We start from the raw sequence: 15,482 nt of genomic DNA, 5'->3' as shown, positions 1-15,482 counted from the left end.
CTTCTACTTAAGAAAAATTGAGAATCAATCCTTGACAATTTAACGAATTTGTAGTATAAATCAGGAAGATTTTGCTAACTCTTTCTGTACCTGTAATGCTGTCTGCCTCCAAGCTTGGGCTTGACGAGCTAATAAATCTCTTTCTGCCTGAAGCTCATGGAACCGATTTGATAATTGGGATTGATTGAGGTTTGCCATGATGAATTCAAGGCGATTTTTGATTTTTACACCTACCGTTTTAGGGCTTAATAAAGACTTAATTTCTTTGGCTGCTATTTGTCCTACTTTCTGAGCTTCCTGATAATTTTCAAATACAGATTTCATTAGAGACGCAGCATGATCAATATCTGGTTCAGCCCAGACACTGCCTTTCGGATAAGCTCCATAATCTTCAGTTGTTGTGACTATTTCGTATTTAACCGGAAAACTATTTCCAACATTCATAAATTCCATATTAGATGAATAGTCAGTAGCAATTACTGGTTTGCCGTAGTACATGGCTTCCGACATCGTTAAACCGAAGCCTTCAGCTCGATGCAGAGATACGTAACAATCACAACTGTTAACTAAACCGTGAATTTCCTCTTTTTGCAAATGTCCATCTATAAAATGAAGAGATGAAAAACCATCTGCTAAATCTATAAGTTCCTGTCGTCGTTCCGGGAAAAGATGAGCATTGGCAAATTTGAGAACGAGTAAAACATCTTGATTAGATTTACCAAAAGCTCGTTTAAATGCTTCAACGGTAGCAAAGGGATTTTTTCTTTCAAAGGAACTGCCAAAGTCAAACATGAAGAGAAAAATAAACTTATCTTTGGGTAAGTTGAGGTTTTCTCTTGTTAATAATGGTTGAGGGAAGGCGAGGCTAACTGGAATTTTAAGGACGGGTACTTTGGAGACAGTGGCAAATGCTTCTGCACAAAAATTACTGGTAGTCCAGATTTCATCAAATAAATCAAAGGCCCACTGCCATTCAGAGGGAAAAACTGGAAGTTCCCATAGCCAGACACCGATATTGTATTTGCCTTGGAAATATTCAGAACCAATGCCGGGAAAGTATCCGGCTAAAATCTGTTCAACCCAATTAGGGTTAGTCTGGATAATGTTAATTGGGTAGGGATTATTGTCGGAAAATTTTTTGTAGCTAGTATCGGAGTTGGGTAGCCAATCTATTTTTAGATCCTTAACTGCAAAGGGAATTTTTGCAGCTTCTATGGCTCTGAGATTTCCTCTGGCGGCTTCGGCTAAGCCAAAATCACCAGTTACATGACCAGCAAGGTTGACACCAAAAGAATTATTTTTTCCTGTATTATTTAGCATTAGTCTGGCTTTTTACTTGGTAAAAATATTTGGATAGAATTTAAAACTATTTAATTTTTGAACTTTTTTTAATTAGTAAGCCCAATGATGTTGTGACATACTGTTCTAGTTGGAGCTTTAGGTGTATCCCTGTCCAGGGTGGTACGTCTATATGACGGTCGAATGTTCCGCTACCAGTATTGTAATTAAGAACAAGGCTATGACCTTGACCTAGCAACTCTTTTGCCAACCCATCAATATCCTGTCGTCGAAAAAGTACGGTTTGTTGGTTGTCTATTGTTGCGTCATTAGAAAAAACGTTGAATTCAGTTGTGTGTACCGCTATTCCCCCCGGACGCAAACAGTTAAGACTATTTTTGATGAAACGCAGTCCCATTGCAATCGAGCCGAGATGTTCGAGAGCACAAGATGAATAGACAAAATCAAATCCGACTAAATCGGCATCTATGCTGTTCATATCTACTACCCGGTAACTGACTTTAGCATTAAAGCGTTCAGTAGGACAAATGCCGCGATCGTTAAGGGCTTCTAGGGTTGGTGCATATTGACCAGTACCTGCCCATCCTTGCTTTGTGGCTTCGTCAGGGTCAAGGTCTGTAGCAACTATTTCGCTGCCGCGTGCAGCCATTACAGCGACAAGAGGTTCTTTGCCGACACCAAAAGCCAGTCCGCGCTTACCCGGTGACATCATACCTGTTTCAGATAGGCATTGGAGGATATAGGCATATTCCCAAAGCTTTCGATGGAAGATTGGTTCATGGGGGAGACGAATTTCTTTGCACCAGTATACGAAGGCATCTGAGCGGCACTGGTCTTCAGTTGCCATCTGGGAAACGGGATTGGTTAAACTAGGCTCTTTATTGATAATAATCGGTTGCCTCTTAATGGTAGTCGTCGGAGTCTTTTGTTCATTCATAATACCGCGCATACCCAAGTTTAATCGAGTTGTGTGATTGTTCTAATTTGGTCTTTCCGCTTCTGTCTCAGGTTCAAGGCAGTTTGGTAAAGTTCTATATCTTCCTGATTGATATGTGCTAGTTTAGCTACGAGTTTATTATCAGCCAAAACTTTGTTCACATAGGCATGATACTCTGGATATTTATTTTTATTGAACCAAATAATTTCTACTGTTTTTTGCCATCCTAACATCTCTTTTAGATCATTTATTTCATCCTTGAAAAATTCTTGGATACCTATAAAGAAAAATTCTGTTATTTCTATTCCTTGCAGGTATTTAGACATAACATTTTGGGCATCAGACATCTCAGAAAATTCAATCAAATCTGGCTTATTCTTATTCACATATTCCTCAAATTCATTATTATTTTCGTCACAAGGCTTACTAATACAATCACAATACCAAGAAATTAAACGAGTGATCGGATGCCTGAGCCATGTGATTATTTTTGGAGAAGAATACAACAAGCATTCTTTATACCTCGTAGCTGGAAATTGACCGTGAATCACCTTAGTTTTAAGTGTGATTAAACGTTGTTCCAAGATGGAAGCTAAGGGCAATTTGGCATCTTCGCAAAAAACTTGCTCTTCACTGTAAAGTTGTTGAAGAACTTTGCTAAATGTTGTTCCTGCTGCTTTCGGAACATGAATTGATATAATTTCCATACCCAAAGATGAAGATAATAAGCTTTTCTCTACGAGCTTCCACAGCGTCTCAAATTCAGGGGATTGGCGCATGATAGTAAGTAATTCCTGGCGCGTTCTCTTGGCGTTTCCTAAATCTTGAATGTGGTTATTTTTACCTTCTTTATCAGGGTTGCGTTTGAGGTAAGTACGGTAAGCAATTTCTAAAAAATCTGCATCATTCAGGTGTTCAGTTTCTTGCAAAAAAGTTCCGTCTTTAAACAGAGGTATTTGAACATTAACTTTTGCTAATTCTAGGGGAATCCTGATCTTCATAATATGCTCAAGACGATTTCTGATTTTATTTCCTACCGCCTCTGGACTTAGTAAAGATTTGATATCTTGAGCAGCTATAGATCCTACTTGCTGCGCTTCCTGATAATTTTGGAAAACATACTGCATTAATGAGGCAGCATGATTTATATCTGGTTCAGCCCAGATATTTCCTTTTGGGTAAGGACCATAATTTTCCGCAAGTGTTACCAGTTCGTACTTCACAGGAAAACTATTGCCTACATTCATAAATTCCATGTTAGATGAGTAAGCTGTCGCTATTACTGGTTTGCCGTAATACATCGCTTCTGCCATTGTCAGCCCAAAACCTTCAGCACGGTGCAGGGATACATAGCAGTTACAACTGTTAACTAAGCCATAAAGCTCTTCCTTCTTCAAATGTCCATCTATTAAGTGAATGGACTGCCAGCCCTCTATTTGCTCTTTCAGCTTCTCTCTCTGTTCAGGATGAAAATGCCCGTTAGAAGACTTGATGACAAGCAAGACATCGTGATTATTTGATTGTTCAAAAGCTCGCTTAAAGGCTTCAATCGTCCCCAAGGGATTTTTGCGTCCTAATGTACTATGGAAGTCGAACATGAACAGAAAAACGAATTTTTCTTGTGGTAGCCCTAATGCTTTTCTGTCTACAGAGGTTGATGGTAAAGCAATACTAGGTGCTAGTTTAAGGACAGGAATTGGTGATTCTCTGGCAATTGTTTCAGCCGTGTAATTACTATAAGTCCAAATTTCATCAAATAAATTAAAAGCATAGTCCCAGACGCTGGGTAAGGTTTGCAATTCCCAAGCCCAGTAGCCAATATTATATTTTCCCTCGAAATATTCACTGCCAAGGTTTTCGATCATTCCGTCGCCTGGATTAATATGAATCAAGTTAATTGGGTATTGCTTTTTATCAGAAACATTGGTGTAGGTATCATCTAAGTTTCTATGCCAATCTACTTTAATATCATTAATTGTAAATGGTATACCTACAGCTTCTAGTGCTCTTAAAGTACCTCTTGCACCTTCGCCTAGACCATATTCGCCACTTACATGACCTACAAAATTAATGCCTAAAGAAGAAGTTAGTGTTTTATTCAACATAGCAATTATTACTCTATACTCAATGGTTGTTAGAAGGATAAATTTATCAAGAAGGCATTTTTAAAGTAAGTTTTTCTCTTTATTGCACTTCTCAATTCAGAAACAATAAATTGCTGGCTAGCAATTTGTTATTTAACGCAATACCAGAGAATGCTTGCTATTAATTCTGCGACGCATTAACTCTTTCCATTCTTCTGAATTAACCAGTGAATTGGTATCAAGGTTAATCCCACTTTCAGAAGAGAATCGGGCAAAAGTTTCTAACCAGTTCAAAACCGTTTCTGTATGTGAGAAAGGCGTAGCATTTAAGGATTGCTTTAAGAACTGAGCCATTGCCTTGAGATCCCCTTTATGATAAGCAGACCAGCCCTCCCACAATAGTAGTGTGTAGTGTGTCTGATCTTGTACATTTTTATTTCTAACAATGCTTTGCTGAAACCTTAATTGCTTCAATTCAGCCTGAGTTTCGTGCAGTTGTAAATGAGATCGCTCCAATTCAGCCTGAGTTTCGTACAGTTGCCCTTGAGACTGTTCCAATTCAGCCTGAGTTTCGTGCAGTTGTAAATGAGATTGCTCCAATTCAGCCTGAGTTTCGTACAGTTGCCCTTGAGACTGTTCCAATTCAGCCTGAGTTTCGTGCAGTTGTAAATGAGATTGCTCCAATTCAGCCTGAGTTTCGTACAGTTGTAAATGAGATTGCTCCAATTCAGCCTGAGTTTCGTGCAGTTGTAAATGAGATTGCTCCAATTCAGCCTGAGTTTCGTGTAGTTGTAACTGCGACTGTGCCAAAAGTGCCTGAGTTTGCTGGAGTTGCGCCTGAGACTGATTCAACTCACCTTGGGTTTGCTGGAATTGTGCCTGAGACTGACTTAACTCACCTTGGGTTTGCTGGAATTGTGCCTGAGACTGACTTAACTCATCTTGAGACTGATTCAACTCACCTTGAGTTTGCTGGAGTTGTAATTGGGATTGTGCCAAAAGTGCGTGAGTTTGCTGAATTTGTGCCTGAGACTGATTCAACTCACCCTGAGTTTGCTGAAGTTGTAACTTAGACTTATTTAACTCATCCTGGGTTTGCTGAAATTGTAACTGAATTTGTTTAAAATCTAATCTAGTTTGGTGTGGCATATTATAAAACATAGTTGTAGGTTCAACATTTAAGTTTAAATGAAAATCATTAGAAACTTTGAAAAGCTTTATGATCGCGATCGCATTAGCTGTTGGAAATGGATGATTGTACTCTACATTACTAACTTCAATAGCATCGACTTCTTCCCACAACATTCTAACGCTATCTTTGGTCGGATCTCGATCTACTAATTTTAAGAAATTGGTAGTAACCGCTTCTTTAGGGATTCCGTACTTTTCTAAAAGACTTAGGTATTGACCGCTAAACTGAATATACCACTCACCATCTGTCAGGTTTCCAAAAGGAACGGTAATTAAGGCAGTTCCACCAGTAGTGAGCAGATCGTATATTTTAGCTATAGCCTTGAGGGGAGCTTCTAAATCTCGCTCTTGTGCAACTTCACCATAAGTGCCTACCGGTGTAACACCCTGTCCTATATGCTCCACTGTTGAAATACAAACTATAGCATCATACTTTTCTTCAGAGCTAAGTAACATTAAATCTTCATTATCTACGCCTAGCTCTATTTCAAATTTATCTACAATCTTTCTGGAAATAACTCCCGTATGCTGACTGAGGGAATTTTCATAATAGGATAGTACGTTTCCCACTTCTAAGACCCGGGCAGAGTTGGGAACATTAGCCAGAAAGTCAAATCCAATCGGCACTTCAACTGCTCTTTCCGAGGGATTGTTATATTGGATGCGATTGTAATATAAATTTTTACCTTGGCAAACAAAAGTCCTGTCCCACTGTTTTATAATGAGCTTTTCGTTATCATCATTTAGCTTGCTAACTCCTTCTTTATCAATAACTCTAGGTTCTTGAATTACTTGTTGGGAACTTAATAAATTATACAAACGGTTTCCTTCTGATCTGATTTTTTGTAGAAAAAATGGTTCTTTTCTCCGCTTTGCTCTAAGAGCTAATGCCTCATTATAAAGTTCTATATCTTCTAAATTATTTTCCACTAGCTTCTTCATAAGCTTTAAATTAGAAAATACATTTTGTAAAACCTCTTGATAGTTACGAAGTGGGTTGATATTTTCATAAGGTAAAGTATATTGACCCCATCCTAGCTTTGTTTTTAGCTCTGCTAGGTCTTCGCTAAAAAATTCTTGTATTCCAACAAAATAAAACTCCTCTAAAGGTTTTCCAGCAATATTTTGACACAATATGTTTCTCACTTCAGGCTGATCTACAAATTCATCTATTTGCATATTGTTTTTTACTTTTTTAACTATCCCAGCCGTTTGAGGATGCACAGACTCAAGACCCAACCAATAGCAATACAAGGAAATTAAGAGATAGACTGGATGCCTTAACCAAACTATCTTTTTCGCATCAGGAAAATACTGCTCATATTTACTTATGGGGAAGTGGCCTTGAATCACTCGAAATTCAGATGGAATTTCTTTTGGCTGGTAAACTCTTGGTCTTGACTGTTCTTCATAATCAAAATATATTTGATCATCCCCATAGACTTGTGACAAAATAGACCCAAAAGATTTTCCACCTGTTTTAGGTATGTGAACTGAGATTAATTCTATCATTACAATACTGTTCTCCTAATTTTATTGAATGTAACCGGATCGGATTTTTAAGGAATATGTCTAGGTTTCTGATTTTCACTGAAACTCATATACTATATTTGTTCTTGCCTTGTTTTTACCATCATCTGAACTACATCGTGCATCTTATATTTCGCCTCCCAACCTAACTTTTCCTTAGCCTTAGCAGGGTTGCCTTTACCAAGTGCAATTTCTGTCGGTCTGTACAAACTGGTATCTATAACAGTATGTTCCTTCCAGTCTAATCCCAAAGTGGCAAAGGCTTGAACAACAAATTCTTGTAAGGCATGGCTTTCCCCAGTAGCAATCACATAATCATCGGGTTCCGACTGCTGCAACATCAAATACATTGCTTCCACATATTCGGGAGCCCAACCCCAGTCCCGTTGTACAGAAATATTACCCAATTGCAGCTTTTCTGAGCTTCCTGCCGCAATCCGGCAAGCTACGGATACAATCTTTTGGGTGACGAACCTTGCCGGTCTTAGAGGGGATTCGTGATTAAATAGGATACCAGAACAAGCAAATAAATTGTAGGCTTCGCGATAGTTTGCTACTTCCCAAAACGCTGTTGCCTTGGCAACTGCATAGGGACTTCTGGGGTGAAATGGTGTGCTTTCCTCGGCTGCTTTGCCTCCCGTGTCGCCAAAGCATTCACTAGAACTAGCATTATATAATTTAATCTTGCCTCCCGTAAACCGAATTGCTTCTAAAAGATTCAATGTTCCCGTAGCAATGCTTTCGAGAGTTTCAACTGGTTGCTCGAAGGACAGACCTACGGAAGTCTGACCTGCTAGATTGTACACCTCATCTGGCTCGATTTTGGCAAGGACTTGCAAAACGCTGCGAAAATCGTTGAGAGACATGGATTCTAGCTTCACAGCTTCGCGGATGCCTAAGCGGGAGAGATTGTGAAATGCGGAGATTTGGGCATCTCGCGATGTGCCGCAGACTGAGTACCCTTGATCTAGGAGTAATTTGGCTAAATAGGCTCCGTCTTGCCCGGATATACCACAAATGAGTGCTTTTTTCATACAAGTACCTCTAATTTTTTTGACGATCGCCTGGTTGGTGCTTGATCAGTCTAATACATCTACGGACAAACTTAGGCTAGGTTTTGCTAGTTGACTTGAGATTACATCGAGTGTTCCCTGGTATACTGATATAGTTGAGATTGTCTAAGTTTGTTTCAATCAGGAACTTTACCAAAGTGTTGATCGCCTGATATCATGTACAAAGTTTGAAATTAGGAACAACCAAGAAGCCAGAGGTTTTTGATTTGAGTAGCAAAGTGTGGCATCCTTGTCAAGTTCACTTATGGATTTTATTGAAGAAATAGTTCAGTTAAACTCAAGAGACAGTCACAATCAGGCTAGAAATAAAATATTTATTTGGAAAGATAATTAAACTAAAATGAATACACCAGAAGCGGCAACACAATATTTTAACGAAGGGAAAGAGCTTTTAGCGGAAGGGAAACTAGAGGAGGCGATCGCGGCTTTTCGTCAGTCGATAGAGTTAAATCCTGGCATCTCTTGGTATCACCACCATTTAGGGGAAGCTTTAGCAAAAATGGGTCAACTGGATGATGCGATCGCAGCTTACCGTCGCGCTATAGAACTCAATCCAGATTTCTCTTGGTCTTACCACCATTTAGCAGATGCTCTAGCTCAACAATTGCAACCGGAGGAAGCCGCTGCGACCTTCCGTAAAGCCGTTGCACTCAATCCGCAACATTTCGGTTCTTACTGGGGATTAGGCGAGAGCTTAGCTAAACTGGGTCAGCTAGATGAAGCGATCGCGGCTTATAGGCAAGCGAAAAATCTGAACCCAGAAATGGACTGGATTCACCATAAGTTGGGGGAGGTTCTGGAACAGCGAACTAAATTGGATTTGGAAGGGGCAATCGCCTCCTACCGCCATGCAGTACAACTAAATCCAAATGACGTGCAATCATACCGCAACCTGCTAAATCTTCAGCCAGATAACTTAGAAGTTTATTTGGATTTGGGGAATGCTTTAGCGAAACAGGGGAATTGGCGGGAGGCCACTGAAACATATCAAAAAGCAATTGAGTTTAACTCGCAAGAGGCTTTAATTCATAACCTTTTAGGAGAAGCTTTAGAACAAATCGGCGATCTAGAAGCAGCAGTTGTCTCATACCGGAGAGCAATAGATCTTCACCCATTTTTCATGTCGGATGAGCAGTTAGGGAAAGCCTTGGCTAAACTCAGTTATCTGGAGCAATTTCCCCCTGACGACGCAGCCTTTTTGCAAAAAACTAGCCTCCTCAGTGATGCAGAGTTCGTGCTAGAACTTTTCCGGCTGTATCTGAAACGCTCTCTCAATGAAGAAGAAGTTGCATCATTCCTTGAAGTTATCCGTTCAAGTGGTCGAACTCGTCACCAAACACTCGCCGAAATCATCCGACCATCAATGGAATTTCAATCAAGGTACAAACAGTTCTTCTCACTTTCATTTGAGGAAGTTCACTGGCAATTGGGAACCTTCTTTGCACAAAAAGGGGAATGGTATAAAGCCCTTGTCTCTTTCCATCAGGCCGTTTTACTAAAACCTGAGATAGCTTTAGCCTATAGCCGTTGGGCTGAACATATAGCTTTAGAGAATAAATATGACGAGCAGGTTGCGATTAGAGCCAAATTTTTCAGCGCTTTACTCAATAAGTCATACTCAGCAGAATTCTATGCGTGCTTAGGAAAACTTTTAGCACGAATAGGTCGGGTAGATGAAGCACTAGAAGCATATAAAAATTCACTCTTATTAATTCCTCAACCAAATTTGCCAGAATTTGCCGAAGTTTATATCAATATCGGTCAGCTACTACAACAAAAAAATCGGTTAGACGAAGCGATAAAATATTATAAAGAATCTATCAGTCTCAATCCGAATAAAGGTGAAGCCTATATAAATATTGGGCATATTCTTTCAGTCCAAAACCAACTATACGCAGCCATTAAATTTTACAAAAAAGCCGTTGATGTGCAACCTAATGCAACAAATACTTACATTTACATTGGTCATATATTATCGCGAGTTGATCAAATAGATGAGGCAATAAAGTATTATACAAAAGCCCTGCAACAACCTGATATCCACTACCATGCTTATCTAGGATTAGCGAACTGCCTTACTCAAAAAGGTAATTTAAATGAAGCTGTGTCCTGTTTACAAGGGTTAATCAAGCAAGGGATTCCATCCGATCACCCTGAAGCTCTAAGAAACTTAGGTAATATTTTGCTGCAACAAGGTAAAATAGATGAGGCAAATGCTTGTTTCCAAAAAGCAGAGCCAGTAACTCCTCCGCAAGGGTTTTATCCTTCAACTAGAGAGTGGGCAGTTAAATCCAACTCGGAGTCAAGTAACTATATAGATATACATCCTAGTCATCAAATTCAAATCCCGCTCCCGAAAACTTTAGATGAAGATGTTCATCCTGGGTTGAAAAATTGGAGTAAATTTGAATCGCCAGCCACCTTTGCTGCTATAGTACAAGAAGGAAGGTACTGTCAGCTTGACGGTAGGCAGACTGCTTACATCACGGCTGACAATCAGATATTGCTAGATGTTTCTAGTTTCATAAACCCTGGAAACTTATCAGAGCTAAGTTTGCCCTCTATTCACGAAGTTAATGGTACAGTAGCAGTTTTATCAGGTAATACAAGTGCGATATACTACCATTGGATAATTGATGCGCTTCCCAAATTGGGTCTAATAGAATTGAGTGGGATAGAACTGGATAGTATAGACAAATTTGTAGTTCGCAATTATAAATCTGACTTTCACAAAGAAACACTAAATATATTGGGAATTCCCGAAAATAAAATTATAGATGGTAGTAAATACCCTCATGTGAAAGCGGATAGGTTGGTTCTTTCATCTTACCCAGGCATAATTTGTTGCCCGACTAAATGGACTACTGATTTTCTCAGGAGCAAATTTTTATCTGCGGCAGCTAAGTCAAAATTAGAGAAACCAGAGCGTATATATATTAGTAGGCGTATTGTAGGGAATCGGAGAATTATCAATGAAGCTGAAGTGATTGAAGTCTTGGATAAATTGGGGTTTGTAACTATTACCGCCGAATCAATCTCGATAGCAGAAAAGATTTCATTGATGTCCAGTGCTAAAGTTATAGTAACTCAGCATAGCGGTGGAGGGACTAATCTGCTATTTTGTAATCCTGGGACTAAGGTTATAGAAATTTTCACACCTAATAATGTAGGGATGTGCTACTATATAATGAGTCATCACTTGGGACTAGAATACTATTACTTGATAGGTGATGGAATCCCCTGTACCTATTTACGACATCTTGTTTATGAAATTGATGGCTTTGAGGACACAATCATTGATGTAACTGCCCTTAGCGCAATGCTAAATATGGCTGGTGTTAAATGATTATTAGCTAAATATTTTATCTTTTGATTTTGATTTATTGAGTTAGCCAGTTGGTGAGTAAAAAACCTAGTTTTACGGATATCAAAAAATGCAAGACGCTGAATCATTAATTAAAACTGGAACGTCGTTACTTGAACAAGGTAACTTAGAAGAAGCTATCGCCGTTTACGAACAAATTTTGCAAGCTCAACCTGACAATGAATTAATTTACTTGCAAATAGCTGAAACTCTATCATTGAACAACCAACTTGATTTAGCTATTAGTTTTTATCAAAAAGCCCTGCCAATCAAGTCGGCTGAAAATTCTGACGGGAAGATTTATGATGCTATAGCCAGTTTTTTATTCCAACAAAAGCAATCAGATTTAGCTATAGCTTATTACCAGAAAGCAAGCGAAATATCTCCCAAAAACTCAGACTATTACACTCGTATGGGGCACCTACTACGCCAAAAAAATATAGAGGCAGCAATTAGTTTTTATTACAAAGCTATAGAAAATCCACCTACCCATCCTCACGCTTATCTGGCTTTAGCAGATTGTTTGGCTCAACAGCAGAAACTTGAGGAAGCAGTTTCTTCATTACAAGAATTAATGAAGACAGAAATGTATTGGGTTTACCCTGAAGCTAAATTAAAATTAGGGATTATCCTAATCCAGCAGGGAAAATTGGAAGATGCTATGAATTTAGCTAGGGAAATGGAAAAAGAAGGGCATAAAAAAGACTCTGTGCAACTCTACCTTCATATACTAAACCTAATTCCTTTCTATTATAAGCAAGAACTTTATGATATCTTTCAGCGAGTACAATATCGCTCTCCCTTATACTGGGAACTATTCCATTGTCAAGTAATGCTAATGAGTGGCATTAGTCTTGGGCAAATAGAAAAAGAAATATCAGTCCGCTTTGATAATATAGCTAGAGTAATCAGCGAGCGTCGGGTTTTAGTTGATTGTCAGAAATTTAAGATCTATCTGATGAGAACGGATCTTATGGTGGGTATTAATATTTGGCAAAATGAGAAGTGGGAGCCTCATGTGGAGACTGTTGTGATAAATTTGCTCAAGCCGGGAAGTGTTTTTGTAGACATAGGTGCTAACATCGGCTATTATACCTTGCTCGCATCAAGCCTTCTTCAAAACTCAGGAAAAGTAATAGCATTTGAACCTAATCCACTTAATTTACAACTAATCTACGCTAGTATTGTAGAGAATCGTTTTAGTAATATTACAGTTTATCCCTTTGCTGTTTCTGATTCTCAACAAATCTTGGGATTTTCTACAGAGTCATCTAATGGGAATGTGGTTTCTGAGGGGAATGTGAGTGCTGTCAATAATCAGATGTTTGTTTCTGCAATAAAGGGAGATGATTTACTCCTCCAAGAAAAGCAAATCAATCTCATTAAATTAGATATTGAATACCATGAACCTTGGGCTCTAAGGGGCATGGATAAAACTATCAAAAAACATCGTCCTATAATTATTACAGAATTTCATCGAAAAATTGTGGGTCAAGAATATTTGGAGCAGATTAAAGAGTATGGTTATAGTTTAGGAATAATTGATTATGACTCGTCCATAATTGAGGCATCTGATACAGATTTTATAATGAAATATGATGGCAAAGGGGTACATTTAGATTTAATTGCCAAGCCATTTGAGTAGCAATCTAACTAATTAGAACCATAACCAAAAGATTCTTTAAAAAGCATCCCAAAACTAGCAGGATTAACACAAATGTAGTTCTTTTTTCCACCAAACAATAGTTTCCTCTAAGCCATTGTCTAAATCGTATTTTGGTAAAAGACCCATTTCTGTTGATAAGCGAGAGATATTCGCAGCAAATAGCGGTGGTTCATCAGCAGAAGCAAGTATAGTCCCTAGTTTAACTAAATCAAGTTTTCCCAACTTTTCAGCTATTTTTAAGACAATTTCTTTAACAGCTACAGGCTTTCCTGAAGCTATATTCATATCATCAGCAACATTACTTTCTAAAAGTGCAACAAAAGCGTTAGCCACATCTTCAACATAAAGATAATCTCTTAGTTGATTACCATGAGAACACAAAGCAGGTTCGCCACGCAACAGAGAACAGATAACTGATGATACTAAACGCTTAGGATGATCGTAAGGACCATAAACGTTAAAAACACGGCCCCAAGCACTACTAAGGTTAGTGATTTCTGCATAGGCTTTTAACATTTCTTGCAAAGCATTTTTGCAAACCCCGTAAGTTGTATGGGGGTTTCTGGGAGTTAAAACTTCCGAGCAGTAACCGTAGTTCCAATCATATTCCAAGGCGCTACCAGCCATGACAACTCGTTCCCCGCCTTGTTCTCGAAAATGTCTTAGTAATTCTAAACTAGCTTGTACCCAAAGGAAATTTTCTTCTGCTACTAAGCATTGTCCGGGTATGTTGTACCAAGCAAAGTGCAGCAGGTGAGTTGGCTTGATGGTAGACACCAGATTTTTAACTTGCGTGGGCTCTAGTAAATTCATCGTATGCCAACAGCATTTCCCGTCTACATCTGTTGAATTTACTGGAACTTTAGAGGTGACTGCATGAACCTCAAAACCCGCAGCAGTTAAAGGTGCGATCGTGTGTCTACCAATAAAACCAGTCGCACCTGTTACTAGCACTTTTTTCATGGTTTATCAGCCTAATTTACAAAGGAAAAGCTAATTCTTCAAAAGGAGCGCTTAAATAGCGCTTATAGTTATCGCGATCGACAATATGCAGACGCGGTAAGTCAAACACTAACTTTCCACCTTTTTCCAGATATTCAATCTCATCCTCAATCACTTCGCGACGGAAATGCCAGATAAAGACAAATACATAGTCAGGTTGATTGCGCCGTAGCTCTTCTTGACTAATGATCGGAATGCGAGTACCGGGTGTAACCAGACCGTGTTTTTGAGGTTGCAAGTCACAGATAGCAACCAGGTCTTGCGTGGTAATATTGCAAAAATTTAGTACAATATTTCCCTTGGTCGATGCTCCATAGCCATAGACTTTTTTGCCAGCAGCGCGGGTTAGATCGAAAAAATTACGCACTTCATCACGATGCTGAAGAACGCGATTTCGGAAACGATCAAAAGGAGCTATTGTGCTCAGTGGCTCTTCATAATCAAGGAGCTTCTTAATATTATGATGGTTAGGCTCCATCGGACTATCATTCCGGGCAGCAATCAGGTAAAAACTACCACCATTGATATCATTCAAGCTCACATCCAGTATTTTGATGCCAGCACGTTCAGCCATCCAAAAGATTTGACGCAAACCCATATAGGTTATGTGTTCGTGACAAACTTGATCGTAGGTGAGGTTAGTGAACATCATCGGCATATACGACAATTCAAAGCCCCATACCCCGTCTTGGGCAAGTATGGAGTGAATTTGACGCATGAAGCCTACTGGGTCTTCAAGGTCGTAAAACATCGCAATTGAAGTGATTATGCGACACTTACTCTCTCCAATAATGCTACGCAAACGATCAGATGAAAAGAAATCATAAATAACCTGAATATCAGGATCGAAATTATCAGCGAATTTTTCACTGGATGGGTCCATGCCAACTCGAACTAGCCCAAGATTCCGATACAAATTCAGCACTGTGCCATCATTGCAACCGATATCTAATACAATGTCGCCATCCTTGGGTTGCACAAGTTCTAGCAGGTGTTTAATCTTTGACTCTAAGTGACTACGCATCGTGCGACTGGTTGATGAACGGTAGCCATAAGTCGTCCCGTACATTTCTGATACATTAGCGGTGTGCTTGAATTGTAGCATCCGACAAATATCACTTGAATCATCGCCGTCACACAGAACTAGATCGAGAGGAGAAATAGATGGGTTAGGGGAATCCATTGCTGGAAAAACACTGCTGAGGCATTGCTCGCCAAGACTTAAAACAGGGGTGAGATTTTCATTACCGCAAATTCGACATTTAGTAATTTCTTTAACTGAGCTGTGGGCAGATTGAGTCATTATGATTCTCCAAGATGTAAGTAGGCAGGTAGT

Annotated in this window: 9 protein-coding genes; 2 read left to right on the top strand and 7 right to left on the bottom strand. The window is 39.1% G+C overall.

Translation table 11 applies throughout. From position 1 onward, the window contains the following. Nucleotides 1-60 precede the first annotated feature (60 nt). From PY364_RS02905 to PY364_RS02885, 5 genes are all read right to left on the bottom strand, one after another. A complete protein-coding gene (locus PY364_RS02905) occupies nt 61-1,320 on the bottom strand; it encodes a glycosyltransferase family 4 protein (RefSeq protein WP_275520390.1) in 1,260 nt (419 codons plus the stop codon). Nucleotides 1,321-1,366: 46 nt separating this feature from the next. Beyond that, a complete protein-coding gene (locus tag PY364_RS02900) occupies nt 1,367-2,236 on the bottom strand; it encodes a class I SAM-dependent methyltransferase (RefSeq protein ID WP_275520388.1) in 870 nt (289 codons plus the stop codon). Between the two features lie 20 nt (nt 2,237-2,256). Further along, nucleotides 2,257-4,341, bottom strand: coding sequence for a glycosyltransferase (locus tag PY364_RS02895; protein WP_275520386.1), 2,085 nt, complete (start codon nt 4,339-4,341; stop codon nt 2,257-2,259). 132 nt (nt 4,342-4,473) lie between these two features. Continuing rightward, complete coding sequence (locus tag PY364_RS02890) at nt 4,474-7,023, bottom strand: hypothetical protein (RefSeq protein ID WP_275520384.1); 2,550 nt, start codon at nt 7,021-7,023, stop codon at nt 4,474-4,476. A gap of 92 nt (nt 7,024-7,115) precedes the next feature. After that, complete coding sequence (locus PY364_RS02885) at nt 7,116-8,075, bottom strand: GDP-mannose 4,6-dehydratase (protein ID WP_275520382.1); 960 nt, start codon at nt 8,073-8,075, stop codon at nt 7,116-7,118. Between the two features lie 379 nt (nt 8,076-8,454). Between PY364_RS02885 and PY364_RS02880 the strand changes: the two genes are divergently transcribed. After that, entirely contained in the window at nt 8,455-11,460 is a 3,006-nt protein-coding gene (locus PY364_RS02880) for a tetratricopeptide repeat protein (protein ID WP_275520381.1), read from the top strand. Between the two features lie 88 nt (nt 11,461-11,548). Continuing rightward, the gene (locus PY364_RS02875) at nt 11,549-13,123 is read left to right on the top strand and encodes an FkbM family methyltransferase (protein ID WP_275520378.1); all 1,575 of its coding nucleotides are present in this window, start codon (nt 11,549-11,551) and stop codon (nt 13,121-13,123) included. A gap of 63 nt (nt 13,124-13,186) precedes the next feature. On the opposite strand, the gene PY364_RS02870 is transcribed toward PY364_RS02875, so the two are convergent. Together PY364_RS02870 and PY364_RS02865 are read right to left on the bottom strand one after the other, a co-directional pair. Beyond that, nucleotides 13,187-14,107 carry an NAD(P)-dependent oxidoreductase gene (locus tag PY364_RS02870; protein ID WP_275520376.1) on the bottom strand — a complete coding sequence of 307 codons (921 nt, stop codon included), beginning with the start codon at nt 14,105-14,107 and terminating at the stop codon, nt 13,187-13,189. Nucleotides 14,108-14,123: 16 nt separating this feature from the next. Further along, nucleotides 14,124-15,449 carry a class I SAM-dependent methyltransferase gene (locus PY364_RS02865; RefSeq protein ID WP_275520373.1) on the bottom strand — a complete coding sequence of 442 codons (1,326 nt, stop codon included), beginning with the start codon at nt 15,447-15,449 and terminating at the stop codon, nt 14,124-14,126. Between the last annotated feature and the right edge of the window lie 33 nt (nt 15,450-15,482).

The organism is Kamptonema sp. UHCC 0994 (genome assembly GCF_029167235.1).
Classification (GTDB): Bacteria; Cyanobacteriota; Cyanobacteriia; order Cyanobacteriales; family Microcoleaceae; genus Kamptonema.
The sequence above is the reverse complement of the archived record's forward strand: the minus strand, read 5'-3'. Positions and strand labels throughout refer to the sequence as shown.